A 24,526-nucleotide genomic window follows, 5' to 3' on the forward strand; every position below is an offset into this window, starting at 1 on the left:
TGTTTTTGATGCGTCGTTCCTATTCGCTCGCGTTTCTGGGCGTCATGCTCGGATGTTCCTCGACGGCGGCGCTCGCGCAGTCGGTAGTGCAGCCGACCACACCCGAGGCGGATGGAGGCGACATCATCGTCACCGCGCAAAAGCGCGAACAAAAGCTGCAGGACGTGCCGATTACGGTGACCGCAGTATCCGGCGCGAGGATGCAGGAACTCGGCGTCAATTCGCTCGCCGAAGTGGCACTGTATATCCCGGGTCTGCGCATTCAGGAACAAAGCGACAACAACCCCGGCTTCGTCATCCGGGGCATCACCTCGGACAGTGGCTCGTCGCAGCAGGGCGCGCGCGTCTCGCTTTACTATAATGGCGTCGACATTTCGCGCACGCGCGGTGCGTATCAGGATCTGTACGATCTGGAGCGCATCGAAGTCGTCAAGGGCCCACAGGCGACGCTGTTCGGTACCGCCTCGGCGGTTGGCGCGGTGAACATCATCTCCGCCCAACCCAAGGCCGGGACCTCGGCCGGGATCATCGCGTCTTACGGCAATTACAATCGTGGGCAGGTGTCGGGCTTCGTCAATGTCGGCAACGACACGCTGTCTGGCCGCCTTGCCTTCGCCTACAAATATCATGACGGTTTCGTCCGCAACATCGCGGGCGACCCCAATGTCCCCAACCAAAACCAGGGCAAGATCAAGCAGGACGATCTCAACGGGCAGGATCAACGCGGTATTCGCGGTTCGCTGCGCTGGGCACCGACCGATGCGATCACCGCCAGCCTGGTGCTGACCTATGACGGTCAGCGCAACCCCGGCACCGCTTTCCGCTCGCGCGCACTGGCGCCCACCGGCGGCAATGGCGGCGATTATAGCTATGCCGAATTGTCGGGCTCACCGTTCAGCGCGCAGGTGCTCGGCGCGGCGAAACTCGGCCTGAAGCGCGACGTTTATGATGCGAACCTGACGGTCGCGTGGGAACTGGCACCGGGCGTCACCTTCACCACCGTCAACGGCTATCGCAAGTTCGACAGCAACGAAGTGTTCGATGCCGATGGCGGCCCGGCCTGGTATCTCGAATTCGCCGAGGATGCGCGCGGCGATCAGTGGAGCCATGAAGGTCGTTTCAATTTTACCGGCGACACCTATCGCGCGTCATTCGGGTGGAACGCGTTCTTCGAGAACAATCTGCAGCGCGTGCCCTTCTCGACCGAAGAAGGCACCTATCTCGCTTGCTCCGTCAGCCCGGCCTTTGCTGCGGTTCGGTCGGTGCTTGCGGCCAATGGCGTATCCGGGTGCGTCGCGCCGAACGGCACCGTGACCGCCGCGAACGCAACCGCGGTGCTGACGCGCGGTGCGGCGACGCAGGTTCCGTATCAATCGGTGTTCACCAATTATGGCACCAACGACACCTATTCGGTGTTCGCCGATGGCACCTGGATCCCCACCCCACGGCTTGAATTGACGGCGGGTGCGCGTTTGCTGATCGAGCGGCGCAAGTCGGGCTACAGCTCGGTCCAGCCCAATTCGACGATCCTCGCGTCGCTGGGCGTGCGGAGCAGCCTGCTCGGCACCGCCAGCACCGGGGGCACCATCTTCACCGCAAAGAAGAGCTTCGCAGCGATCCTGCCGCGCTTCAACGCGCTGTACCGCGTAACCGACAGCATCAACCTGTATGCCACGATCAGCAAGGGCCGCCGCTCGCCGGTGGTGCAACTCGGGGCGACCACCTCGGCTGGCGTGGTGGTGCCGAACCTGCAGATCGTACCAGACGAAGTGGTGTGGAACTACGAAGCGGGCATCAAGGGCAAGGTCGGCCCGTTCAGCGGCTCGCTTGGTGTGTTCTATCAGGATTATAACGGCTTCCAGGTGTCGGTGACCAACAACGGCGTCACCACCACGCAAAGCGCGGGCAAGGCGACCAATCCTGGGGTCGAGTTCGAGGGCAATGTGCGCGTCAACAGGCTGCTGCAACTGTTCGGCAACTTCGCCTATGTCGATGGCAAGATCGCCAACAATGCCAGCTATGGCGTCTATTCGGGCGCGCAGTTCCGCTTGCAACCGAAGTATAGCGCCTCGGGCGGCGCGACGTTGCGCGTACCGGCGGGCGATCTGACCTTCTACGCCACGCCATCGGCCACCTATCAGAGCAAGGTGTTCTTCGAACTGCCGAACTCCCAGGCGATCAGCCAGGGCGGCTATGCGCTGGTCAACCTGCGTGCGGGTGTCGAGCTGGCCGGGGGCCGCTATCAGGTCGGCGGATTCGCGCGCAATCTGCTCGATCGCAAATATCTGATCGACGCGGGCAACACCGGTGGTGGCTTCGGTATCCCGTCCTATATCCGTGGCGAACCGCGCGTTTACGGCGTCGAAGTCAGCGGCAAGTTCTGATCGCCGCAGCGCGACCAACCCTGATCGACACGGGCCGGGCAGCACAGCGTGTTGCCCGGCCTTGTTGCACCGCACCGTTTCGGCTAGGGGCACGCGATCCTTTTCCCGATTTTGTAACGAGACACACATGAGCCTCCGCAACGTGGCCATCATCGCACACGTCGATCATGGTAAGACAACTCTGGTCGATCAGCTCTTCCGCCAGTCCGGCACCTTCCGCGACAACCAGCGCGTCGAAGAGCGCGCGATGGATTCGAACGACCTCGAAAAAGAGCGCGGCATCACCATTCTCGCCAAGCCGACTTCGGTCGACTGGACCCCGCCGGGCGCGAGCGAGAGCGTGCGCATCAACATCGTCGATACCCCCGGCCACGCCGATTTCGGCGGCGAAGTCGAGCGCATCCTGTCGATGGTCGACGGCGTCGTGCTGCTGGTCGATTCGTCGGAAGGCGCGATGCCGCAGACCAAGTTCGTCACCGGCAAGGCGCTGGCGCTGGGCCTGAAGCCGATCGTCGTGGTCAACAAGGTCGACCGTAACGACGCGCGCATCCAGGAAGTGCTCGACGAAGTGTTCGACCTGTTCGTGTCGCTCGACGCGAATGACGAGCAGCTCGATTTCCCCGTGCTCTACGCATCGGGCCGCAACGGCTATGCCTCGACCGACATGGACGCGCGCGAAGGCACGCTGATCCCGATGTTCGAGACGATCATCAGCCACGTTCCGCCACCCGCCGTGGAAGTGGCCGGCGTGCCGTTCACCTTCCTCGTCACGCTGCTCGACCGCGATCCGTTCCTGGGGCGCATCCTTACCGGGCGCGTCAATTCGGGCACGGTCAAGGTCAACCAGCCGATCCATGCGCTCGACAATGACGGCAAGATCATCGAGACCGGCCGCGCCTCCAAGATCATGTCGTTCCGCGGGCTTGATCGCGTACCGGTCGATGAAGCCAAGGCAGGCGACATCATCAGCCTCGCTGGTCTGACCGTTGCGACCGTCGCCAACACCATCGCCGACATCACCGTGACCGAGCCGCTGCACGCACAGCCGATCGATCCGCCCACGCTGTCGATGCGCTTTGCCGTCAACGATTCGCCGATGGCGGGGCGTGAGGGCACCAAGGTGACCAGCCGCATGATCCGCGACCGTTTGTTCCGCGAAGCCGAATCGAACGTTGCCGTGAAGGTGGTGGAAGCCGCCGACAAGGACAGCTTCGAAGTCGCCGGGCGCGGCGAGCTTCAGCTTGGCGTGTTGATCGAGACGATGCGCCGCGAGGGCTTCGAACTGGGCATTTCGCGTCCGCGCGTGCTGTTCCAGGAAGATGAGGACGGCAAGAAGACCGAACCATACGAAACCGTCATCATCGACGTCGATGAGGAACATTCGGGCACCGTCGTCGAGAAAATGAACCTGCGCAAAGCCGAGCTGACCGACATGCGTCCGTCGACCGGCGGCAAGACCCGCATCACCTTCTCCGCGCCGTCGCGCGGGATGATCGGCTATCACGGCGAGTTCCTGTCGGACACGCGCGGCACCGGCATCATGAACCGCCTGTTCGAGCGTTATGGCCCGCACAAGGGCAATATCGAAGGCCGCAAGAACGGCGTGCTGATTTCGAACGGCGCGGGCGAAGCGAATAGCTATGCGCTAGGGCCGCTCGAAGAGCGCGGCATCCTGTTCGTCGGCCACGGCGAAGCGCTGTACGAGGGCATGATCGTCGGCGAGAACGCCAAGCCGGACGATCTCGAAGTCAACCCGATGAAGACCAAGGCGCTGACCAACTTCCGCGCCAGCGGCGGCAAGGACGATGCCATCCGCCTGACTCCGCCGAAGAAGATGACGCTGGAACAGGCGATTGCCTATATCGACGATGACGAAATGGTCGAAGTGACGCCCAAGTCGATCCGTCTGCGCAAGCGCTACCTCGACCCGAACGAGCGCAAGCGCGCAGCGCGGGCGAAGCAGTCGTAAGTGACGCGAGAGCGTGATACCAAAGGGGCCGGGCGCGAAAGCGGCCGGCCTTTTTGTTTTTGGGGGTAGGGCGGTATAGCGCTGACGCGCTGCATTGCTTTTGGCTGTCAGTGGAAGAAATCGCCGGCGACGGAGCGGGGATGGGGCGATGCCCTAATCGGTGCCCACGCGGCACCCAATAAGTAACTTCCGCAGCTTTCGCTTCGCCCGCCGCCGGGCGCATAGCGCGCGCGGGGGCGCATCGCCGTCGCGCTGCACTCGCGACGGCGATGGTTCCTGCCGCCAGGGAACGAATATCACAGGAGCGTATATGTCCACCGACCCGAAATCCGCCGATTTGTCGCGCCGCCGGCTCTTGTCGCTTGCGGCGGCTGGGGGCGGGGCGTTGCTGGTGGGCGCTGTCACCTCCGCACCCGCCGCCGCCGCGACCAAGCTGCCGCAAAAGGCCGTGCATTATCAGCCGCAGCCCAAGGGCAAGGCGCGCTGCGACGTCTGCCTCCAGTGGCAAGCCCCCAAGGGGTGCAAGCTAGTCGCGGGCGATATCGCGCCATCGGGCTGGTGCTCGCTTTACGCGCACAAGGCCTGAGCGCGGCCAAAGGCCACCATCGTCCGCCCCCCCGTTGCCGTGCGGGCGGGCGGTGGGGGCGATAACCCCAGCCCCTTTGCCTGCGCGGCGCGGCGTGCGCTTAGCGCTTCACGCCCCTTAGCATTTGCCACACTTTGGGCGCGCCGGTCGGCTTGGGCGTACCGTCGAGCCGCTCGGCCCGCAGGATCCGGACCGGGTTGACCATCAACTGCCCCTTGAATGCGCCCTCGCCGCCGGGGGAGGTTGGCTCGGCCAGCATCCGCTTGACCACGTCCATGCCCGCAATCACGCGCCCGAACGCGGCATAGCCGACAAAGCCCGGTCGCGCGTCGAGCGAGGGGGTGGGGCCGACCATGATTGAAAAATTGCCCGTCGCCGAATCGGTGCGATCATAGCGCGCCATCGACAGCACGCCGTCGAGATGCTTGATCCCGGTCTGGCTGGTGGGTTCCAGCGGCACCAGCCCGAGCATCCGGTGCGCGTCGGTGCCGATGCCGCCCTGCACGAAGCCCGTCCTGGGCGCGGTTTTGCGGCGCGTCGCGCGGTAAAAGCTGGTGCCTTCGAACCGGCCATCGTCGACATAGGCGAGGAAATTGGTGACCGTTGCGGGGGCATGGCGCGCATCAAGCGCGATCACGATCGGTCCCGCGCCCGTCACTAGCCGCACGCGGACGGTGGCTGGTTCGCGGGAAGGAGGCGGGGCAGGAGGTGCCTTGGCGGCGGTGACGAGCGCGAACGCCCCGATCCACAACAACGCGCGAACCCGCATCAAACCCTTACCCTTCACCCAGTGCCAGCAGCATCGTCCATTCCGTGTCGCTGACGGGCGACACCGACAGCCGCGACTGGCGCAGCATCGCCAGATCGGCAAGCCCCGCCGTCGCCTTGATCGTTGCCAGCGGGACCGGACATGCCAAGGCGACAAGCGGTTTGACCGCAACCGACACCCAGCGCGGATCGCCCCCATCGGGCCGCGCCGTGCGCGTGATTTCCACCGTGCCAACAATCTCCTTCGGGCCGCCGCTATGGTAGAAAAAGGCGCGGTCGCCAACCTGCATCGCCTTCAGGTGCAAGGCGGCGGCGGCATTGCGCACGCCGGTCCATTCGGTGGCACCTTCGGCCAGCAGATCATCCCAACTGTAGCTGTCGGGTTCGGATTTGAGCAGCCAATAGGCCATTGCGATTTTCCTTCGCTGAACACCGGTTAAACGCACCATTCCGCCCGCATTCAGGGCGACTCGCATATTGGTTGCAACAAGCCAGTCCGCCAATGCGTTATTGGGCGACGTATGCAGGGCTGCTGGAGTGAGGAGATTCGAGATGAACGGCCTGTTGAAGAAGATCGGTCTCGCGGCGGCGCTCGGCGCGACCGCGTTGACGGCGGCGGCTCCGGCGGAGGCGCAGCGTTGGGGTGGGTATGGCCATCGCTATTATCGCCATAATGACGGCGCGGGCACCGCCATCGTCGCGGGCATCGCCGGGCTGGCGGTAGGCGCGGCGATCGCGTCCAACCGCAACGACCGCTATCGCGACGATTATTACCGTGAGCGCGGATATGATCGTTATTATGACGACCGTTATTATCACAGCCACGGTTATTATCCCAATGACGGCTATTACGCGTACCGGTCGCGCGCCGGCTATGACCGGTGCTGGATCGAGCGGCGCTATGATCGCTATTATGACGATTGGGTCCGCGTCCGCGTCTGCGATTGATCGCCGGGTGACCGGAAACACGGCGCGGGGCTTCGGCTCCGCGCCGTTTTCGCATCTGGCGTATGCGCGCATTTTGCGCCATGAGCCGCAATCATGACCGAGACCGATCTTCCCCCCGACCGCCTGTCCTCCAACCCGCGCAGCCCGCATTATGACGAAGCGGCGCTGTCGCGCGGCATCGGCATTCGCTTCAAGGGCGCGCAGCGCCATGATGTGGAGGAATATAGCCGCTCCGAGGGCTGGATCCGCGTTGCCCTGGGCAAGAAGGTCGATCGCCACGGTCAGCCGCTGACGCTGAAACTATCGGGCGAGGTCGAGGCGTGGTTCGAACGGCCTGCGGAAGGCGCGGAAACCGACGCGAGCGAATAACGATCCCGTCGGTTGCGGCGCGTTTGGTCAGTGGACGAAGCGCGCCACCACGTCGCGGTAACTGCGTGACACTTTCACTTGCGCGTTCGACTGCAGCACTAGGAAGCATTCGCCATTGGTGTGCGGCTTCACCTCTTTCACCAGATCGAGGTTGACGATGGTCGAGCGGTGAACGCGCTGGAAGCGGCGCGGGTCGAGGCGGCGTTCGAGATCCTTCATCGTCTCGCGTAGCACCAGCGAATTGTCGCCGGTTTTGATGACCATATAGTCGCCCGCTGCTTCGATCAGTTCGATCGTGTCGACATCGACGCGGAAAATCTGCCCGCGATCCTTGATGTTGATGAGCTTTTCGAAGCGGTTGGACGAAACCTGTTCGCCGCCATCGGTGAGCGTTTCGACCGAGTCGGGCGCAATTTCGGCGATCACTTCCTTCAGCCGGTCGACCTCCTCGATCCCGCGCTTTTCGGCCAAACGCTGGCGTACCCGGTCAAGCGTATCGGCCAGGCGCGCTTCCTCCACGGGTTTCATCAGATAATCGACCGCGTCGGTTTCGAACGCCTTCAGCGCATGGTCTGAATACGCCGTTACGAACACGAATAACGGTGGTTCGACCTCCATCAGCCCCTGGACGACCGAAAAACCGTCAAAGCCGGGCATCTGAATGTCGAGAAAAACGAGGTCGGGTTTGTTGGTCTTGATCGAGCGGATCGCCTCGCGGCCATTCTGGCAGGTATCGATGATCTCCACATCTTCATGGGCGGCCAGCCGCAGGGCGAGGCCCTGGGTTGCCAGTTTTTCGTCGTCGACGAGGATGGTGCGGATCGTCATGCGGCCTCTTTCTTCGGTTCCTCGAGCTGGAACGGGATTTCAATCTCGACCCCGAAACCGCCCCCCGGGATCGATCGCGTCTCGAATCTATGGTCCGGCCCATAAGCCTGGGCCAGTCTTTCCCTGATATTGGCAAGCCCGACCCCGGTTGAAAGGGGCTGGCCCGCAGAAACGCTCGGCCGTCCGCGGCTTTCGTTCAAGCCGGGGCCGGTGTCGGATACGACGATCTGCACTCGATCCCCGGCGAGCCGCGCGATCACGGCGATTTCGGCGCCATCTTCCTGCGGCGTTACCGCATATTTGATCGCATTCTCGACCAAAGGTTGCAGCAGCAATGAGGGCAGGCGCGCCTTGGCGACACGCGGATCGAGCTCGAAGGACGGGCGCAGCCGGTCCTCGAAGCGCATCTTCTCGATTTCGAGATAGAGTTTGAGCGTCTCGAATTCCTGCACCACCGTTACGTTGGCGGTCGGTTCGTTGGCCAGCGTATAGCGCAGGAACGAGGACAGCCGCCCGAGCATCGCATTGGCGCGCTCGGTCTCTTTCAGCAGCACCAATGTGGAGATCGAGTTGAGCGTGTTGAACAGGAAATGCGGGTTGAGCTGATAGCGCAGCATCGCCAGTTGTGCCGAGGACGCGGTGTTCTCGAGCGCGGCGAGCTGATCGATCTGATCCTCGACGATCAGATAGAAATTGATCCCGAAATAGAGCGCGGTCCACCCGGCGAGCACGGTGAAATTAAGGAAGATCGTGCCCAGCACCAGCCCGAGGTTGAGCCCGGGATTGCTCGCGTTGATGAACGAGAACGAAAAGGCATCGAGCACCGCATAAACCAGGGTCGCGGCGGCGAGCGTCAGCACCGTCAAAATCGCCATCGCGAAGCGCGGTTGGCGGCGGTAATAATGGTACAGCGTCGAGAGCAGCAGCGTGATGCTGTACCCCACGATCGATTCGATCACGACCGGCACCATGCTGGTCATGTCGCTGGCGTTCGAAATGTTCGAAACGCTGCGCAGAATCAGATAGCCGGTCCACCCCGCCGCCTGCAGCGTCCAGAAGGCGCGATTCTTGTCTTCGAAGAAGGGCCGCGAAAGGATCGCGGGTTGGGGAGGAAGCGACATGGCGCCGTCTTAGCCCGGCTGGGAGGGATGCGCAAAGTACGCTATCGTCGGGGCAACCGCGATAACGCGGACCTCCCCCGCTTCATGGCAGGGGAAGGGTGACGAGAGGAGAGAGGCATGAACCATCAGCCCGACCGCGCGCGCTTCAGCGCGATGGAACATGGCACGCAGGCCGACTGGAGCACGATCTCCGGCCACTTCGCCACCTTTGCCAAGGGCTTGCCCGCGCGCGTGTTGACGCATTTGAAGCTGCTCGACGGCGATTATGGCGGCTTTCCGATCGATCGGCTCGAACATTCGCTGCAAACCGCAACCCGCGCGCACCGCGATGGGCGCGACGAAGCCTATGTGGTGATGGCGCTGTTGCACGACATTGGCGATACGCTGGGCAGCTTCAACCATCCCGAGATCGGTGCGGCGATGCTGCGACCGTTCGTGTCGGAGGAGCTGCACTGGATCGCCAATATGCACGGCGTGTTCCAGGGCTATTATTTCTTTCATTATATCGGCGGCGATCGCGACTTGCGCGAAGCGTATCGCGGGCATCCGCACTTCGAAGCCTGCGCCGAGTTTTGCGAGAAATACGATCAGGCTGGATTCGACCCGGCCTATGACAGCGCGCCGCTGTCCTTTTTCGAACCAATGGTGGGCCGGGTGTTCGCGCGGCCAATCAACTCGATCTACGCGGGGGCGGGGGCAAAAGCTGCGGGCTGACGCTTAATACCGATGCGGTGAGGACAAAAAAGGCCGCCGTCCCAAGGGACGGCGGCCAATTTTTTATCGAATTGCGTACGCCTCAGAATTTGAAGCGAGCGCCGACGCGGATCAGGTACAGCGACTGATTCACGCTCACTGCTTCGGTCGGCGACCGGAAGCTGCTATACTGATACCGGGCGCAGCCGTTGGACGGGTTGGTTGCCGATCCGACAACACCGGTAAGCGCAACGCCAGCCGCGTTGAGGCAGGTCACCTGCACCACTGCCGAGGTGTAAGGGAAGCCGGTATAATATTGGCCACCCCAATTCTTGTTCAGCAGGTTGGGCAGATTTTCGATGTCCGCGAACAGCGAAATCCGCGAATGGAACACGAAGGTCGGAATTTCCTGTTCAAGATGAAGATCGATACGGGTGTTGGCACGGGCCCGCGCGATGTTCTTTGGTGCGATTCTGCCGCGGAAGTTCCGAAGTGCGGTGTTGTTGATGAGATTGTTGAGCGCCGCCGCAGTGGTGGTGTCATTGGCGGCGTAGGAGACCAACGGGTCGTTCAAGCCGGTGGGCACGTACAGCAAGTAACGATCGTTGTTACCGGTCGTACCAAACACCGCCGAGCGGCCCGAGGAGGTGTCCTGCGCCGAGAAGCTGTAATGCTGCCCTGCACGGGTCTCGCCGAAGAACTGCACAACGGTACGGTAATCGCCAAAGAAGGCATGGTCGAAGCCAACGTTATATTTGAACTGCCACTTCGTTTCGTTGCTGCTGATGCCGTAGCTGGCATTGTTCGGATCTACCGACGCTTGAGCCGCATAGAGCGACGAAGCAACTGACGACGTCGCGTTGCTGACGTCCTTCACGTCCTGCCAGGTGTAGCTGCCGCCGACCGACAAACCCCAATCGAAGTCCTTGTTGGCACGCAGCGTGAAGATATGGCTGCGCCCGAGCGAGGTGTTACCGATTTGAATATCGTTATTGGTGTCGGCAGCTTGGACACCCGCGCCCGGCGTTGGCCGGAAGGTGTAGCGCGGACGACCGTCCGGCAACGTGCCGACGACAAGCGCGCGCAGATCGGTGAAGGTTACCGCCTGATTGACCTTTGAGAACACGTAGTCGGCACCCAGGTCAACCCCGAACAAGCGGTAGTCAGCCGAGAGTGTCGCGCGGGTTTGCGACGGCAACCGGAAGTTCGGCGCCACCGATGCCGTAGGCGCGGTGAGCAGCGAAGCGGTGTTGGTCGAGAGGAACGTATTGATTGAACCCGGGATCGACGTACCGGTTACGCCATTGAGGGCCGCCGCACAAAGCGCAGCGTTCGCACCCGTATAAGGGCTCGTACAGGTCGCCGTCGCCGTGCTTCCCGCCGCAACGGCTACCCGGTTGACGGTCGAAATACGGTTCTGGATGAAGCCGCTGTTGCTGTAGGAGTTGGAGAAGTAAATGTCCGGCGTACCGCCGCTGAAGATCCCGACGCCGCCGCGCAGGCTGAGCGAAGGCGTTGGCTTGTAGCTGAAGCTCAAGCGCGGCTGAAACGCCTCAAGCCCCTTGAAGCTCTGGGTGTTCGAGAAGCCATAACGGTTGAAGAAGTTCGGGTTGTTGATGACCTGGTCACGTGAACCATAAAGGTCGTAGCGCGCGCCATAGGTAACCCGCAGTTCCGGGGTGATGTTCCAATCGTCCTGAAGGCCGAAGGTATAGACGCCGTATTTGAAGTTGGACGTCGTATCGTTCGGGTTCAGCGTCAGCGCGTTCTGATAGTCGAACGAGCTTGCGTTACGATTTTGGAAATCCGCCAGCGAGTCGAAATAATAGGCACCAGCGCTATATTGCAGGAAGGCGTTGGTGGTACGGTTCTCGGCATATTCGAACAGTGCCTTGAAGTCGTGCTGGCCAGCCTTGAAGCGGACGAGGAACGAACCGTCATAGGTATCGGTGAACAACGCGTTCGTCTGGCGGCTGATATCCGGCCCGAGAGCAATCACTGGATTGCCGTTACCGCACGACGTTGCATTGTCGCCGTTACCTGCAACCGGCGTCAAAACGCTGGTCGGCGCAGTACAAATGCGGAATTGCGCGAAGCCACGGCCCAATTCCGGATCCTGACCGCGCTTATAGGCTCTGTACACGAAGCGCGCTTCGGTCGAAACTCGGTCGCTCCAGTCGGAGTTCAACTGTGCGATGCCGGTACGGAGCGTTTCGGTCAGCTTGTAGGCGTTCGATGCCAGCCCGATTGCTGGCGACGTCGTCGACGTGCTGCTGTTCTGCGGATTGTCCTGCGCGTCGAAAGCGTTGATGTAGCTCAGCGAGAAACGCTGACCTTCGGTGATGTTCCAGTCGATCTTGCCGACGATTTTCTCGTCAAGATTGTTGGTGACCGCGAGGATGCCGCCAGCGTCATAATTATAGACGTTCTTGGCAATCGACTGAACCGCGGCGACCTGCGCGTCGGTCAGGCCCGGGACCTGGTTTACCGCGCCGGGCGTGAGCGGGCGGGGGTCGGTGTTCTTTTCGTACGAAACCACCACGAACAGCTTGTCCTTGATGATCGGACCCGAGGCGGTGACGCCATAGGTTTCGCTCTTATACTTCGGCAAAGCGACCGGCAGCGCGCCGATTTGGTTGCCCTGCAGGCCGTCGGTGCTCTGCGAATAAAAGCCGTTCAGATGGTAAGAATTGGTGCCCGAGAGCAGCGTGGTGTCGATGACGCCGCCCTGAAAGTTGCTCTGGCGAATGTCGAACGGTGCGATCGACACCGACACCTGGCCGATTGCGTCGAACGGAACGGGCCCGCGCTTGGTCGGGCTGGCATCGGGGTTGAGACCGAAAGTGTCGCCAACCTGCGCACCGTTGATGGTGAAGCGGTTGAAGCGGGGGTTGACGCCGGCGAACGACACCGCGCTGCCGCCGCCGCTGCTACGGTCGAAGGTTGCGAAGGGGCTGCGGCGCTCGATGTCGCGAATGTCGCGATTGACCGAAGCGACCTTGCTGACCGCGCGCGCGTTCAGAACCGTCTGGGGACCGTCCGAGGTGATGCCTGCGCGCTTGATCGAGCTGGCCGTCACAACGATGTCCTGGCTGCTGTCCGTCTTGGCGCCGAGTTCGATCGGCAGATCGTAAGGCGAGCCGATGACGGTGAAAATGCCGGTGATCTGCGTGTTACCCGCAGTGCTGGCAACCTCAATGGTGTAAGGGCCGCCGGCGCGCAGACCAGAAGCCGAGAAGCGGCCCGACGAATCGGTCGATGCACGCGATACCGTCCCCGACGACGTGTCCGTAACGGTGATCGTTGCGTTGTTAACCGGCGCGCCGTTCGCGGTGACCGAACCACGAATGACTGCGGTCGTTTCCTGTGCGCTCGCCGCAGCCGGAATCATTAGCGCGGCCGTTGCCACGCCGAAAAAAAGACTATTACGCATGATTTTTGCCCCTGGTGCCCTGGTCGCGGAGAATGCGACTGTTTCGTCGCCTGGCGCCCCCATGCGACTTGGATATTTCGGTTATATGACAATCACGATTCCGCAAGGTATCGGACGCATTCCGTTATGATGCGTTGCAAAATGGCATCACCGACCAAATTCCGGGTCATGCCCCCCTATTGCGAAGCGGCGACAATCTCCGCCCAGCCCGCTTCGTCGATGACGGAAATCCCCAATTCGGCGGCCTTTTTCAGCTTGGAGCCAGCGCCCGGGCCCGCCACGACCAGATCGGTTTTGGCGGAAACCGAACCTGACACGCGCGCGCCAAGCGTCTCCGCCTGGGCCTTGGCTTCGTCGCGGCTCATCGTTTCCAGGGTGCCGGTGAACACGATCGTCTTGCCGGTGACGGGTGATTCGCACGTTTTGTGGACAACATCGAGCGGCTCAACCTCGCGCAGCAGTGCCGCCACCACCTCCCGATTGTGCGGTTCGGCGAAAAATTCGATCAGCGCGTCGGCGACTTCAGGACCGATTCCCGCCGTCTCGATCGCGGCGGCGAGTGCCTTGCCGCGGCGCACGACGAATTTCGCGTCGGTTTCGCCCAATGCCGGCACCATTTCGGCGCGCACCGCCAGCACGCGTTCGATCATCTCCGAAAACGCCGCCATGCTGACATAGCGACGCGCCAGGTCGCGCGCGGTGATTTCGCCGACATGGCGGATGCCAAGCGCGAACAGGAAGCGGTCGAGCCCGATCTTGCGACGCAGGTCGATCGCCGCGAGCAGTTTGTCGACGACCAGTTCGGACATGCGATCGCGGGTGACGAGCGCGTCACGGTGTGTGTGCAAACGGAAGATATCGGCGGGGGAGGCGATCAGCCCGTCGCGGAAAAACTCCTCAATGCGCACCAGCCCGAGGCCGCTAATGTCATAAGCGTGGCGTGAGACGAAATGAATCAACCGCTCGACGCGTTGCGCCGGGCAGATCAGCCCGCCGGTGCAGCGCACCACGACTTCGCCCTCGCCACGCTCGGCGAGCGAGCCGCATTCGGGGCAGACGGTCGGGAAGATAAAGGGCGCGCGCTCCTCGGCGCGCGTCAGCACCTCGACGATTTGCGGGATGACGTCGCCTGCGCGTTGCAGCACGACGCGGTCGCCGATGCGCGCGCCGAGCCGCTCAATCTCGTCGGCATTGTGCAGCGTCGCGTTGGCGACGACGACGCCGCCCACGGTGACGGGTTCCAGCCGCGCGACCGGGGTGAGCGCGCCCGTGCGGCCAACCTGGATGTCGATCGCGAGCAAAGTCGTCTCGGCGCGTTCGGCGGGGAATTTGTGCGCGATCGCCCAGCGCGGGGTGCGCCCGACGGTGCCGAGTCGCTCCTGCCAGTCGAGCCGGTCGAGCTTGTAAACGACGCCGTCGATATCGAAGGGCAGGTCGGCACGGCGGTGTTCGATCGCGCGATACACGGCGAGCGCATCCCCCGTGGTCGCGGCGTGGGTGAAGCCTTGCGCGACCGGGAAGCTCCAGCCCTTGATCGCCGCGATCACCCCGCTCTGGGTCTCGCCGGGCAGCGCGCTCGCCTCGCCCCAACCCCAGGCAAAGAAGCGCAAGGGCCGCGTCGCGGTGATCGCGGCATCCTTCTGGCGCAGCGATCCGGCGGCGGCATTGCGCGGGTTGGCGAATTGGCGCGCCTCCTTGCCCGTTCCTTCGGCTTCGGTGAGCAGGCGTGCGTTGAGGGCGGCGAAATCGGCCTTGGCCATATAGACTTCGCCGCGCACCTCGAAGATCGCGGGCGCGTCGGCGGGGAGGCTCTGCGGGATATCGGCAATGTGGCGGACATTGGCGGTGACATCCTCGCCAACCTGTCCGTCGCCGCGCGTGAGCGCCTGGACGAGCTGCCCCTTCTCATAGCGCAGCGAACAGGACAGGCCGTCAATCTTGGGTTCGGCGGTCAGTTCGACCGGCACAGCGTCACCGAGCGCGAGGAAGCGACGGACGCGCCCAACGAAATCGGCGACATCCTCGTCGGTAAAGGCATTGTCGAGGCTGGTCATCGGTCGCGCATGGGCGACCTTGGCGAGATGGGCAGCGGGTGCGGCACCAACCTGCACGCTCGGCGAATCGCTGCGCACGAGATGTGGGTATGTCGCCTCGATCGCGATATTGCGCCGCACCAGCGCATCATAGTCCGCGTCGGAAATCTCGGGCGCGTCTTCGGTGTGATACAGGCGGTTGTGGTGCGCGATCAGCTCGGCCAGCCGGGCCAGCTCGGTTGCGGCGGCGTCATCGGTCGTGGGGAGGGGCGCGGTCATGGCAGGCGGGGTAGCGGACTGCGCCAACCCGGATCAAGCGCGATTGGGTGGCACCACGCGGAACCGTTCGTGCTGAGCCTGTCGAAGCACCCGGTCGCGCAGGCTTCCGGAAGGTGGCGCGCAAGCCCTTCGGCAAGCTCAGGGCGAACGGCCAAGAAGAGCCCGCTAATCGTCTTCGCTGGCATCCATTTCGGCGAGGTGCTTGGCTTCCTCGTTGACCGAACGGCGCTCGGCGGTTTTTTCGGCGCGGCTGGCCATTTCGTCCCACGCCTTGGCGGCGCGCAGCCAGCGGCTGCGGACATTGTCGAGCGTGGCCGACGCGGCATCGGACTCGGCCTGGCGGGCGCGGTCGCGATAGAAGAGGGCGGTGGTGTTCGTTGGGTGTCTCCGCAAATGGGGGCGATGATGCAGGGTGCCGCCGCTTGGCGACACCCCGCTGTCGCTCAGGCCTGGGCGAGCTTTACCGCCGAAACCTTGCCGCGACGGTCTTCTTCCAGCTCATACGAAACGCGCTGGTCGCGGTCGAGCGTGGCCATGCCGGCGGCTTCCACCGCGCTGATATGGACAAAGGCATCGCCACCGCCGCCCTCAGGCGCGATGAAACCATAACCCTTGTCGGCGTTGAAGAACTTAACGGTGCCGATAGCCATACCTAATTCCTTACGTGCCGGTGCCGCGCCGCAGCGTCGGTGCCGGGTGGGGCCGAGATCAAAGACGGATGCGACGTCCGGCCCCGGCCGGCGCATCCGATCGCGGGCGCATCAGCCGTGCGCGGAACGTCCGCAGCGGACGGGCTGTGCGAGAAAGCGGGAAAGGCGAGCCAAGAGTGCGCATCCGATGCCAGGCAAGCGGGAGCGCGGGACGTCTCTCAGCCGCGCGATGCTTGAGAGCGGACTCGCGCGATAGAAAAGGCATAGCAGGTTGTGGCGAGAATGTCGCAGGGTTTGCGTCGGCGGGGTGATTGTGTCGTTTTAAGAAGCGGATTAGCCTGTCCGGGCTATCGCTGTGGAGAAGCTGGCCATGATCCTGACGATGCTGGTTCTCGCGCAGGCTGATCCGCCCGAGGCCGCGCCGCAGCGTGGGGCAAGCATCGATTTGCCTGCCACCTGGCACACAGCTTCATGCGTGAGGGCGGAGGACGGGAACGACATCGTCGTGTGCGGCAAACGCGACGCGAATGAGAAATTTCGCGCGCGCCCGCTGCCGGAGAAATATGCGGAAGTCGGTGGGCCGGGCATTGGGATTGATCTGGGCAAGGGTGCGCGCGGCAATCTCCATACCGAGCCGGGTGGAACCATCGATGGCAAGGTCGCCCAGCGGATTCTGTTTACGGTGACGCTGCCGTTTTGAGGGTGGGTTTCCCCCTACTTCTTCCCCGGTGAAGGCCGGGGCCCAGTTGGGAGCGGCCCGAAGGCGTGCGTTGCTTTCGCTTGCAAACACCTTCGCTGCTGGGCCCCGGCCTTCGCCGGGGAAGAAGTAGGGGGAAGGAGAGAGGCGGGGCGACCGGCCATCGTTCCGTCACCCCGGGCCTGTCCCGGGGCCGCCGGGATGCACTTTCTGCGGGCCGAGGTGAGGCGGCACTGTGGACCCCGGGATAAACCCGGGGTGACGGGGTTGGCGCTGGGTTTGCGGGTTGTCGATGCGAATGGCTTTACGCCGTCTCCAGCAACCGATCAGCTTGCGCCCGTGCTTCGGGGGTGATCGTCGCGCCCGACAGCATCCGCGCGATTTCCTCGCGCCGGGCGGTGTCGTCGAGCGTCGTTACGCCCGTGCGGGTAACGGTGCCGTCATGGCTCTTGGCGATCAGCAGATGATGCCCACCACGTGCCGCGACTTGTGGGCTGTGCGTAACCACCAGCAATTGCGTCGCTTGCGCCAGCCGCGCCAGCCGTTCCCCGATCGCGCTCGCCACGGCACCGCCGACGCCGCGGTCGATTTCATCGAAGATCATCGTCGCGGCCCCGCCTTGTTCGGCCAGCGCGACCTTCAACGCGAGGATGAAGCGCGACAATTCGCCGCCCGAGGCGATCTTGACCAGCGGCGCGAACGGCGCGCCGGGGTTGGTCGAAATCTCGAATTCGACGCGGTCCTTGCCCGCCGCCGACCATTGTTCGCCGGGCGCGGGCGCGACGACCGTGCGGAAGCGCGCGGCATCGAGTTTCAGCGGAACCAGTTCGCCCTTGACCGCAGCATCGAGCCGCAGCGCGGCGGCGGTGCGCGCCTCACTCAGCGCGGTGGCAGCCTTGTCATAAGCGGCGCGCGCGGCAGTAAGCTTTGCCTCCAGTGCGACGATGCCCTCTTCACCGGCGTCGAGCGCGTCGAGCTTGGCGGTCAGCTCGTCCGCCAATTCGGCCAATGCATCGGGCTGGACGCGGTGCTTGCGCGCCATCGCGCGCAGCTCGAACAGCCTTGCTTCATCCTCCTCCAGCGTGGCCGGATCGAACCACAAATCGGCCTTCGCTTCGCGCAGCTTATCCTCGGCCACCGCACCCTCGATCACCGCGCGATCGACCGCCGCCAGCGCTTCGGCCAGCGCGGCATGGTCGCCGGCGATTCGTTCGAGTACGCGCGCTGCCTGGCGCAATTGGGCCAGGCCACCATCCGATCCCTCCAGCCAGGTGTCGATCGCGGCAAGATCGGCAGCGATCTTTTCCGAACGCTGCATCGTCCGGCGGCGCTCGGCCAGCGTCTCTTCCTCGCCCGGTTCCGGGGCAAGCGCGCGCAATTCGGCGACGGCATGTTCCAGCCACTCGCGGTCGCGCGCGGCGGTGTCGATCGTGGCGCGCGCCGCCGTCAGCGCGGCCTCGGCATCGCGCCAGGTCTTATAGGCGGTGGCGGTGGCGCTCGCGTCGATCCGCCCGAACGCATCGAGCAGGGCGCGGTGCCCGCGCGCGTTGAGCAGCCCGCGATCATCATGCTGGCCGTGGATTTCGACGAGATAGGTCGCCAGTTCGCGGAGCAGACCGGCCGATGCGGGCTGATCGTTGACGAAGGCGCGGCTGCCGCCATCGCCCTTGACGATGCGGCGGATCATCAGCGGCTCGCCCGGATCGACATCGAAGCCGTTTTCGCCGAGCAAAACCGCGATCGGGCCGGTGGCGTGGGGCGTGTCGAAGGTCGCGGTCACCACGGCTTGCGTGGCACCCTGTCGCACCAGCCCGGCCTCGCCGCGCGCGCCGAGCGCCAGGCCGAGTGCATCGAGCAGGATCGATTTGCCCGCCCCGGTTTCGCCGGTCAGCACGCCCAGGCCCTGCCCGAAATGCAGGTCCAGCGCTTCGATCAGCACGACGTCACGGATGGCGAGAGAGATCAGCATGGGTCTGCCGCCCGCTTTACCCGAACAATCAATGTTCCGGTATCGTTCTTTTTGTCGCGCGCGATCAGCTACCCGGATTCGGATTGCCCGGGTTGGTCGACGATCCGCCCGTGGTCGGCAAAGCGCCGGAGTCGCGCTTCGGCTCGCGGTGTTTGCGCGGGGTGTCGATCGGTGTTTTATCGACCGGTGGCACGATCAACTGGCCCGGCGCGATCGACGCAACGGCGACGGGCGGGTGCCCCTCCGACAATTTGTAAGCGCGGCTATACCATTGCGTGCCGGGATAGTTGGCCCCCAGCACGGCGGCGGCCTTGCGTGCTTCGTCGGGAACGCCAAGCGCGAGATAGGTCTCGGTCAGCCGCATCAGCGCTTCGGGTGCGTGCGTGGTCGTCTGATAGTCATCGACCACCTTGCGGAAGCGCATCGTCGCGGCGAGCCATTGGCCGCGCGTTTCGTAGAAGCGACCGATTTCCATTTCCTTGCCGGCCAGATGGTCGCGCACGAGATCGATCTTCAGGCGCGCATCGGCGGCATAGCGCGTATTGGGGTAGCGGCGCGTCAATTCACCCAGCGAATCGAGCGCCTGCTGTGTAATCTTCTGGTCGCGCGTCACGTCGCTGATTTGTTCGTAATAGCCGAGCGAGACGAGATAATAGGCATAAGCCGCATCGCGGTTGCCCGGATGGACCGAGATGAAGCGCTGCGCCGACTGGATCGAGGCGGTATAATCGCGCGCCAGATAATAGCTGAACGCGCTCATCAACTGCGCACGGCGGGCCCATACCGAATAGGGGTGCTGCCGCTCGACTTCGTCGAACAGCGCCGCCGCCAGCTTATATTCCTTATTGTCGAGCCGCTTCTTCGCCGCTGTGTACAGCGTGCCGACGTCGCGCGCGACATAGGGAATATCGCCCTTGGTCCGGTTGCGCGCGCACCCTGTGGAGGTGAGCACGGTCGCGGCGATCAGGCCGACCGCGAGGCTGCGGAAAAGGGGCGAGCGGGTAAGGGGGGTACGCATCGGCGGTAGCCTTAGCCTAACCCCGGATGCGCGAACAATCCTTTTCGACGGGGGCCTTCCGGCGTGGCTTTGCAAGGGAGCGTTTTTCTTGGGGATCGCTTCGCGCTATCGGGGCGTTGCCGCCTTCAGATTCCATTGGAGTATCCGCCCCGTGACCGCCACCCTGCTCGCCACCAAACGCGTCGAAAAGCCCTGGGGGCGCGCGCAGCTATGGCCCGGTTTCGCCAACCCTGCGCCGGGCGGCGAAAAAATCGGAGAGGTATGGTTCCAGACACCCCACGCCGGAGAGCCCGATCTCCTCATCAAATATCTGTTCACCAGCGAAAAATTGTCGGTGCAGGTTCACCCCGACGATGCGGCGGCGCAAGCGGCGGGCTATCCGCGCGGCAAGGACGAGGCGTGGCTGATCCTGGCGGCGGAACCCGATTCGACGATCGCACTCGGCACGCTGGAGCCGATGACGCACGCGGCATTGCGCGCGGCGTCGCTCGATGGTTCGATCGAGCATCTGCTCGACTGGAAACCGGTCAAGGCGGGCGAATTTTATTATTCGCCAGCAGGCACGATCCACGCGATTGGCGCCGGCATTACGGTGATCGAGGTGCAGCAGAATGTCGATTTGACCTATCGCCTGTACGATTATGGCAGCAACCGCGAACTGCATCTCGATGCGGGCGTGGCGGTGTCCAACCCGGTGCCGTTCGTGCCATTGCCCACGCCCGATGCCGATGGTGGCGATCATCACGTGCTGGCCGAGGGGCCGAAATTCGTGGTCGAACGTTTTACCGGTGGCCACCGCGTGATCGCATTGCCCGACGGGGTGACCGCGTGGCTGGTGCCGGTTGCGGGCGCGGGTGTCGTTGATGGGGTCGCCTGGCAAGCGGGCGAATGCCTGACGCTGGCCGGTCGCTGCGAGATTGCGGCGGATGTCGGCAGCGACCTGTTGCTGGCCTATCCGGGCGCCAACCGCATCTAAACCGCTCCCCCACCCAAAGGTTGAGGGAGGGAAACGGTAAGCCTTTCGCGCTACATCGCTCCAATGCTGCGCGTGCTGACCCTTTCGACGCTGTTTCCCGATGCGTCGCGGCCCAATTTCGGGGTGTTTGTCGAGCGGCAGACGCTGGGGTTGGCGGCGCATCCGAACGTTGATTTGCGTGTCGTCGCGCCCTTGGGGGTGCCGCCGTGGCCCTTGTCGCGACACGGGCATTATGCGCCGCTGGCGGCGTTGCCGGAGCGCGAGGTGTGGAAGGGGCTCGACACGCTTCGCCCGCGCTTTCGCACATGGCCGGGGACAGCCGGGCGGTTCCATGCGGGCGCGCTGGTGCGACGGTTGATACCGCTGCTCACCGCGCTGCGCTGCGAGTTTCGCTTCGATGTAATCGACGCGGAGTTCTTTTTCCCCGATGGCCCGGCAGCGGTTGCGCTGGGGCGGCATTTCGGGGTGCCCGTGTCGATCAAGGCGCGCGGTGCCGACATCCATCATTGGGGGGGGGCGCCCGCGACGGCAGCGCAGGTGATCGCGGCGGGGCAGGCGGCGGATGGGCTGCTCGCGGTATCGCAAGCGATGCGCGCCGATATGGCGGCGCTTGGCCTCGCGGAGTCGCGGATTCGGGTGCACCATACCGGCGTTGATCTCGATCGTTTCGGGCCGCGCGACCGCGTCACGGCCAAGGCGGCTTACGGTGTCGCGGGGCCGCTGATCGTCTCGCTTGGCGCGCTGATCCCGCGTAAGGGGCACGACCTTGTCGTGTCGACGATGGCGTCCTTGCCCGGCGCGACGCTGCTGATCGCGGGCGAGGGGCCCGCGCGCGGCGCACTGACCGCGCAGATTGCGGCGTTAGGCCTGGCGGATCGCGTGCGGCTGTTGGGCAGTGTCCCGCATGGTGACCTTCCCGCCTTGCTCGGCGCGGCGGATGTGATGGCGCTCGCGTCGGCTTCGGAGGGCCTTGCTAATGCCTGGGTCGAGGCGCTGGCGTGCGGCACGCCGATTGTCATTACCGGCGCTGGCGGGGCGGCGGAGGTGGTGACCGAGCGTGCCGTTGGTCGCATCGTGAACCGGACGGCTCCCGCCTTTGCAGAAGCAATCGGCGCTGTGCTGGCCGATCCGCCGAGTGCGCAGCAGGTGCGCCGTGGCGCGGCGCGTTTTACCTGGGCGGCCAATACCGCCGCGCTCTACGATCATCTCAGCGGGTTGGTATCAACCCGCCGGTGAGGCCGGTTGCTTCGCCAGCCAGGCCTTGGCCTGCACATTGCTGAGCTCGACCAGATTCCCCATCACCACCGGCATGTCGATCAGGTGCAGGCCCCAGTCGCGAAGCGTCAGCCCACCATAGACGATGTCGCCGACGATGGTGCCGGTACGCTTGTCGGTCGGCTGAGCGTGGATCGTCAGCGCGAGATATTGGGCCTTGCCGGTGCTGGCGCAGGCGGTGCTGAGCAGGCCCGGCACCTTGACGAAGGGGGTGGTGACGGGCGCGCCGTCGGTCGTCCACGGCCCCATCGGCAAACTGCTCGAGCCAGCCCCCATCGCGCCGAGATAGGCATCGGTCGTGGCACCGCCGGTTAGCCCAGCCGGATCAACGCAGGCCGCGACCATGCCAGGCTCGCTGACAATCCCGAAATGGCTGTTGGCGGGCGGCGGCGCATCGGCGCGGAAGGTGACATAGCTGACGACGCAGCCGACGTCCTTGGCGGCGTGGCAAAGCGGGGTCGATTGCAGATCGCCGCCGACATCCTTGCCGTCGGGGACCGCAACATTGGTGCCGGGAATCAAGACCGAGATGATCTGCTGTTGCGCCGGCGTGCCCTCGATCGCCTTGGCGACCAAGCTCTTCAGGATACCCGCGCCCTGGCTATGGCCGATCAGCACGACCCCGCGTCCGTGATTGTCGTAAGCGAGATATTCGTCCCACGCCGCCTTTACGTCGCGATAGGCCATGTCGCGGTCGGCAGTGTCGGGCTTGCCCAGCAGCTTCGCGCGCAACGCGGCCAGCGTCACCTGGCGATAGAGCGGTGCAAACACCCGGCAATATCTGGCGAAGCGTCCGGCCTGGAAGGCGGCGACGGTGTTTTCCTCGGGCCCCGCGACCATATCGCTATTGGGCGTGGGATCGTTGGAGACGGTCGGGTAAACGTAGAAACAATCGAATTTCGGATCGCTGGCCGCCGAAAATTTCTCGGTGCTGCGTGATCCATCGGCCTTGATGATCGTCGCGTCCTGGTTGGCGTCGCACGGATCGACCTTGCCGGGGCGGCACAGCCAGCTTTCGGGCTTGCCATAATCGGGCGCAGCAGCAGGTGCGAGCGGGATGCCGGGGGCGGCTTGCGCGCTGGCAAGAGCAGGGATGGCGGCTAGTGCAGCCGCCAGATACAGTTTCTTGGTCATCGGCGTCTCTCCCCAAGTGTTTTGCGGGTGAGGATAACGCCGCCTGTGCGCCCGTCAAAGCGGATAGAGCGCGCCCACCACCCAGCGACCCTCGCCGCGCAGCGCCGCCCAGGCGCGCGCGGCGGCGCGGCTGTCCATCGCTTCCACGCCGATCCCCTGCGCCTCCAGCGCGCGGACAAAGCCGGGCGACGGACGCTGCATCGTCGCACCGGTGCCGAGCAGCAGAAATTCGGGCCGGGGATCGATCGTCAGCAAGGGCGCGACCGCATCGATGGCCAGCGCGTCCAACGAAGGCGGGGTCCATTCGGCCGAGCCCTCGGGCCAGATCAGCAACGCGCGATAGACACCGCGAAACGCCTCCGCCTCGACCTTGAACCCGCCTTGCGAAAAGCCGGTGATGATCGGTCCGACTCCACGTTCGCGTTCGATTCGCATTAGCCGACCTTGGGCGTTCCGGCGACAGGGGCGTCGTCGATCTTGGGATCGGGGCGCAGACCGAGCGAGATCAGCAGTGACGACGACACGTAGATCGACGAATACGTGCCGACGAAGATGCCGAGGATCATCGCGGCGGTGAAGCCACGCAGCACATGCCCGCCAAAGATGAGCAGCGCGAACAGCGCCAGCAGAATCGTGACCGAGGTCATGACGGTGCGCGGCAGCGTTTCGTTGACCGACAGATCGACGATCGCCGACATATCCATCTTGCGATAGCGGCGCATATTTTCGCGGATACGGTCGTCGATCACGATCTTGTCGTTGATCGAATAGCCGATGATCGTCAGCACGGCGGCGACGATATTGAGGTCGAATTCGAACCAGGTCAGCGCGAAGAAGCCGAGCGTCATCAGCACGTCGTGGACGATGGCGACCACGGTCGATACGCCGAACTGCCATTCGAAACGCAGGATCGCGAACAGGCCAATGCCGATCACCGCGAGCACGACCGCGAGGATGCCCTTGCCGATCAGCTCGCCCGAAACCTTGCCGCCGACGACATCCTGTTTGGAGAATTTGGCGTCGGGAAACTGCTTGGTCACCGCCGCCTGTACCTGCGCGACAACGCGGTTGGCGGCGCCCTCATCGGTGCTGTGCGGGGGCGGCAGCTTGATCGAGATGGTCTTGCCGTCGGTGCCGACGCTTTGCAGACGCACTTCGCCAAGGTTCAGCCGGTCGACCGTGCTGCGCAGCCGGTCAAGCGAAGGCGGCGCATCGAACTTTTCCTCGATCAACAGACCACCGACGAAATCGACCCCGAGATTGAGGCCGCGCGCAAAGACGATCCCAACGGCTGCGATCGACAGCAGCAGCGTCAGCCCGAACGCCCATTTGCGCAGCGAGACGAACGGCAGGTTGGTGTTATCGGGAACGAGTTTCAGCAGGCGCATATATCTGG

General features: G+C 64.0%; 22 protein-coding genes. 9 read left to right on the forward strand and 13 right to left on the reverse strand.

Translation table 11 applies throughout. The annotated features are described in order from the left end of the window. The first annotated feature begins 8 nt into the window (after positions 1-8). The 3 genes from WC704_RS00250 (at position 9) to WC704_RS00260 (ending at position 4,939) form a co-directional block, all read left to right on the forward strand. Complete coding sequence (locus tag WC704_RS00250; RefSeq protein ID WP_372887999.1) at positions 9-2,384, forward strand: TonB-dependent receptor; 2,376 nt, start codon at positions 9-11, stop codon at positions 2,382-2,384. Between the two features lie 127 nt (positions 2,385-2,511). Then, the gene (gene typA, locus WC704_RS00255; RefSeq protein WP_372888000.1) at positions 2,512-4,353 is read left to right on the forward strand and encodes a translational GTPase TypA; all 1,842 of its coding nucleotides are present in this window, start codon (positions 2,512-2,514) and stop codon (positions 4,351-4,353) included. A gap of 310 nt (positions 4,354-4,663) precedes the next feature. Continuing rightward, positions 4,664-4,939, forward strand: a complete 276-nt coding sequence (locus tag WC704_RS00260; RefSeq protein ID WP_372888001.1) for a hypothetical protein — start codon at positions 4,664-4,666, stop codon at positions 4,937-4,939. Between the two features lie 100 nt (positions 4,940-5,039). On the opposite strand, the gene WC704_RS00265 is transcribed toward WC704_RS00260, so the two are convergent. Continuing rightward, entirely contained in the window at positions 5,040-5,708 is a 669-nt protein-coding gene (locus WC704_RS00265) for a peptidylprolyl isomerase (RefSeq protein WP_372888690.1), read from the reverse strand. Positions 5,709-5,715: 7 nt separating this feature from the next. Continuing rightward, the gene (locus tag WC704_RS00270; protein ID WP_372888002.1) at positions 5,716-6,117 is read right to left on the reverse strand and encodes an EVE domain-containing protein; all 402 of its coding nucleotides are present in this window, start codon (positions 6,115-6,117) and stop codon (positions 5,716-5,718) included. 142 nt (positions 6,118-6,259) lie between these two features. Between WC704_RS00270 and WC704_RS00275 the strand changes: the two genes are divergently transcribed. Then, entirely contained in the window at positions 6,260-6,655 is a 396-nt protein-coding gene (locus tag WC704_RS00275) for a hypothetical protein (RefSeq protein WP_372888003.1), read from the forward strand. A 93-nt stretch (positions 6,656-6,748) separates the two neighbouring features. Further along, entirely contained in the window at positions 6,749-7,024 is a 276-nt protein-coding gene (locus WC704_RS00280; RefSeq protein ID WP_372888004.1) for a DUF3297 family protein, read from the forward strand. A gap of 27 nt (positions 7,025-7,051) precedes the next feature. Here WC704_RS00280 and WC704_RS00285 read toward each other — a convergent pair whose 3' ends face one another. Further along, positions 7,052-7,852 carry a LytR/AlgR family response regulator transcription factor gene (locus WC704_RS00285; protein ID WP_372888005.1) on the reverse strand — a complete coding sequence of 267 codons (801 nt, stop codon included), beginning with the start codon at positions 7,850-7,852 and terminating at the stop codon, positions 7,052-7,054. Then, a complete protein-coding gene (locus tag WC704_RS00290) occupies positions 7,849-8,973 on the reverse strand; it encodes a sensor histidine kinase (protein ID WP_372888006.1) in 1,125 nt (374 codons plus the stop codon). The genes WC704_RS00285 and WC704_RS00290 overlap by 4 nt, the downstream gene beginning before the upstream one ends. A gap of 117 nt (positions 8,974-9,090) precedes the next feature. Here WC704_RS00290 and WC704_RS00295 point away from each other — a divergent pair, with 117 nt between their 5' ends. Beyond that, positions 9,091-9,687, forward strand: coding sequence for an HD domain-containing protein (locus tag WC704_RS00295; protein ID WP_372888007.1), 597 nt, complete (start codon positions 9,091-9,093; stop codon positions 9,685-9,687). Between the two features lie 82 nt (positions 9,688-9,769). Here the strand turns inward: WC704_RS00295 and WC704_RS00300 are convergent, their stop codons facing one another. From WC704_RS00300 to WC704_RS00315, 4 genes are all read right to left on the reverse strand, one after another. Further along, positions 9,770-13,099, reverse strand: a complete 3,330-nt coding sequence (locus WC704_RS00300) for a carboxypeptidase regulatory-like domain-containing protein (RefSeq protein WP_372888008.1) — start codon at positions 13,097-13,099, stop codon at positions 9,770-9,772. 176 nt (positions 13,100-13,275) lie between these two features. Continuing rightward, a complete protein-coding gene (gene ligA, locus WC704_RS00305; protein ID WP_372888009.1) occupies positions 13,276-15,411 on the reverse strand; it encodes an NAD-dependent DNA ligase LigA in 2,136 nt (711 codons plus the stop codon). Between the two features lie 165 nt (positions 15,412-15,576). Further along, complete coding sequence (locus WC704_RS00310; protein ID WP_372888010.1) at positions 15,577-15,804, reverse strand: hypothetical protein; 228 nt, start codon at positions 15,802-15,804, stop codon at positions 15,577-15,579. Positions 15,805-15,854: 50 nt separating this feature from the next. Continuing rightward, on the reverse strand, positions 15,855-16,061 hold the full coding sequence (locus WC704_RS00315) for a cold-shock protein (RefSeq protein WP_010164742.1): 207 nt from the start codon (positions 16,059-16,061) through the stop codon (positions 15,855-15,857). Between the two features lie 370 nt (positions 16,062-16,431). Here WC704_RS00315 and WC704_RS00320 point away from each other — a divergent pair, with 370 nt between their 5' ends. After that, positions 16,432-16,761 carry a hypothetical protein gene (locus tag WC704_RS00320; RefSeq protein ID WP_372888011.1) on the forward strand — a complete coding sequence of 110 codons (330 nt, stop codon included), beginning with the start codon at positions 16,432-16,434 and terminating at the stop codon, positions 16,759-16,761. A gap of 301 nt (positions 16,762-17,062) precedes the next feature. On the opposite strand, the gene recN is transcribed toward WC704_RS00320, so the two are convergent. After that, a complete protein-coding gene (recN, locus tag WC704_RS00325) occupies positions 17,063-18,727 on the reverse strand; it encodes a DNA repair protein RecN (RefSeq protein WP_372888012.1) in 1,665 nt (554 codons plus the stop codon). 64 nt (positions 18,728-18,791) lie between these two features. Next, positions 18,792-19,745 carry an outer membrane protein assembly factor BamD gene (locus WC704_RS00330; protein ID WP_372888013.1) on the reverse strand — a complete coding sequence of 318 codons (954 nt, stop codon included), beginning with the start codon at positions 19,743-19,745 and terminating at the stop codon, positions 18,792-18,794. 151 nt (positions 19,746-19,896) lie between these two features. Between WC704_RS00330 and WC704_RS00335 the strand changes: the two genes are divergently transcribed. Together WC704_RS00335 and WC704_RS00340 are read left to right on the forward strand one after the other, a co-directional pair. After that, a complete protein-coding gene (locus WC704_RS00335) occupies positions 19,897-20,721 on the forward strand; it encodes a class I mannose-6-phosphate isomerase (RefSeq protein ID WP_372888014.1) in 825 nt (274 codons plus the stop codon). A gap of 63 nt (positions 20,722-20,784) precedes the next feature. Further along, the gene (locus WC704_RS00340) at positions 20,785-21,957 is read left to right on the forward strand and encodes a glycosyltransferase (RefSeq protein WP_372888015.1); all 1,173 of its coding nucleotides are present in this window, start codon (positions 20,785-20,787) and stop codon (positions 21,955-21,957) included. Here the strand turns inward: WC704_RS00340 and WC704_RS00345 are convergent. From WC704_RS00345 to secF, 3 genes are read right to left on the reverse strand one after another with little or no spacing between them, the layout of a single operon-like run. Next, positions 21,943-23,130, reverse strand: coding sequence for a DUF3089 domain-containing protein (locus WC704_RS00345; RefSeq protein WP_372888016.1), 1,188 nt, complete (start codon positions 23,128-23,130; stop codon positions 21,943-21,945). The genes WC704_RS00340 and WC704_RS00345 overlap by 15 nt on opposite strands. A gap of 54 nt (positions 23,131-23,184) precedes the next feature. Continuing rightward, positions 23,185-23,565 carry an Mth938-like domain-containing protein gene (locus WC704_RS00350; protein WP_372888017.1) on the reverse strand — a complete coding sequence of 127 codons (381 nt, stop codon included), beginning with the start codon at positions 23,563-23,565 and terminating at the stop codon, positions 23,185-23,187. Next, positions 23,565-24,518, reverse strand: a complete 954-nt coding sequence (gene secF / locus WC704_RS00355) for a protein translocase subunit SecF (RefSeq protein ID WP_372888018.1) — start codon at positions 24,516-24,518, stop codon at positions 23,565-23,567. The genes WC704_RS00350 and secF overlap by 1 nt, the downstream gene beginning before the upstream one ends. Positions 24,519-24,526: the final 8 nt, after the last annotated feature.

Origin of the sequence: Sphingomonas sp., from assembly GCF_041661885.1 — a bacterium.
In the GTDB taxonomy this organism is placed as follows: domain Bacteria; phylum Pseudomonadota; class Alphaproteobacteria; order Sphingomonadales; family Sphingomonadaceae; genus Sphingomonas.

Coding starts and splice junctions, on each gene's coding strand:
- recN (WP_372888012.1), bottom strand. CDS start 18,727: ATGCTGATCTCTCTCGCCATCCGTGACGTCGTGCTGATCGAAGCGCTG.
- WC704_RS00350 (WP_372888017.1), bottom strand. CDS start 23,565: ATGCGAATCGAACGCGAACGTGGAGTCGGACCGATCATCACCGGCTTT.
- WC704_RS00260 (WP_372888001.1), top strand. CDS start 4,664: ATGTCCACCGACCCGAAATCCGCCGATTTGTCGCGCCGCCGGCTCTTG.
- WC704_RS00300 (WP_372888008.1), bottom strand. CDS start 13,099: ATGCGTAATAGTCTTTTTTTCGGCGTGGCAACGGCCGCGCTAATGATT.
- WC704_RS00340 (WP_372888015.1), top strand. CDS start 20,785: ATGCTGCGCGTGCTGACCCTTTCGACGCTGTTTCCCGATGCGTCGCGG.
- WC704_RS00295 (WP_372888007.1), top strand. CDS start 9,091: ATGAACCATCAGCCCGACCGCGCGCGCTTCAGCGCGATGGAACATGGC.
- secF (WP_372888018.1), bottom strand. CDS start 24,518: ATGCGCCTGCTGAAACTCGTTCCCGATAACACCAACCTGCCGTTCGTC.
- typA (WP_372888000.1), top strand. CDS start 2,512: ATGAGCCTCCGCAACGTGGCCATCATCGCACACGTCGATCATGGTAAG.
- WC704_RS00285 (WP_372888005.1), bottom strand. CDS start 7,852: ATGACGATCCGCACCATCCTCGTCGACGACGAAAAACTGGCAACCCAG.
- WC704_RS00250 (WP_372887999.1), top strand. CDS start 9: ATGCGTCGTTCCTATTCGCTCGCGTTTCTGGGCGTCATGCTCGGATGT.
- WC704_RS00330 (WP_372888013.1), bottom strand. CDS start 19,745: ATGCGTACCCCCCTTACCCGCTCGCCCCTTTTCCGCAGCCTCGCGGTC.
- WC704_RS00275 (WP_372888003.1), top strand. CDS start 6,260: ATGAACGGCCTGTTGAAGAAGATCGGTCTCGCGGCGGCGCTCGGCGCG.
- WC704_RS00320 (WP_372888011.1), top strand. CDS start 16,432: ATGATCCTGACGATGCTGGTTCTCGCGCAGGCTGATCCGCCCGAGGCC.
- WC704_RS00345 (WP_372888016.1), bottom strand. CDS start 23,130: ATGACCAAGAAACTGTATCTGGCGGCTGCACTAGCCGCCATCCCTGCT.
- WC704_RS00280 (WP_372888004.1), top strand. CDS start 6,749: ATGACCGAGACCGATCTTCCCCCCGACCGCCTGTCCTCCAACCCGCGC.
- ligA (WP_372888009.1), bottom strand. CDS start 15,411: ATGACCGCGCCCCTCCCCACGACCGATGACGCCGCCGCAACCGAGCTG.
- WC704_RS00265 (WP_372888690.1), bottom strand. CDS start 5,708: ATGCGGGTTCGCGCGTTGTTGTGGATCGGGGCGTTCGCGCTCGTCACC.
- WC704_RS00290 (WP_372888006.1), bottom strand. CDS start 8,973: ATGTCGCTTCCTCCCCAACCCGCGATCCTTTCGCGGCCCTTCTTCGAA.
- WC704_RS00315 (WP_010164742.1), bottom strand. CDS start 16,061: ATGGCTATCGGCACCGTTAAGTTCTTCAACGCCGACAAGGGTTATGGT.
- WC704_RS00270 (WP_372888002.1), bottom strand. CDS start 6,117: ATGGCCTATTGGCTGCTCAAATCCGAACCCGACAGCTACAGTTGGGAT.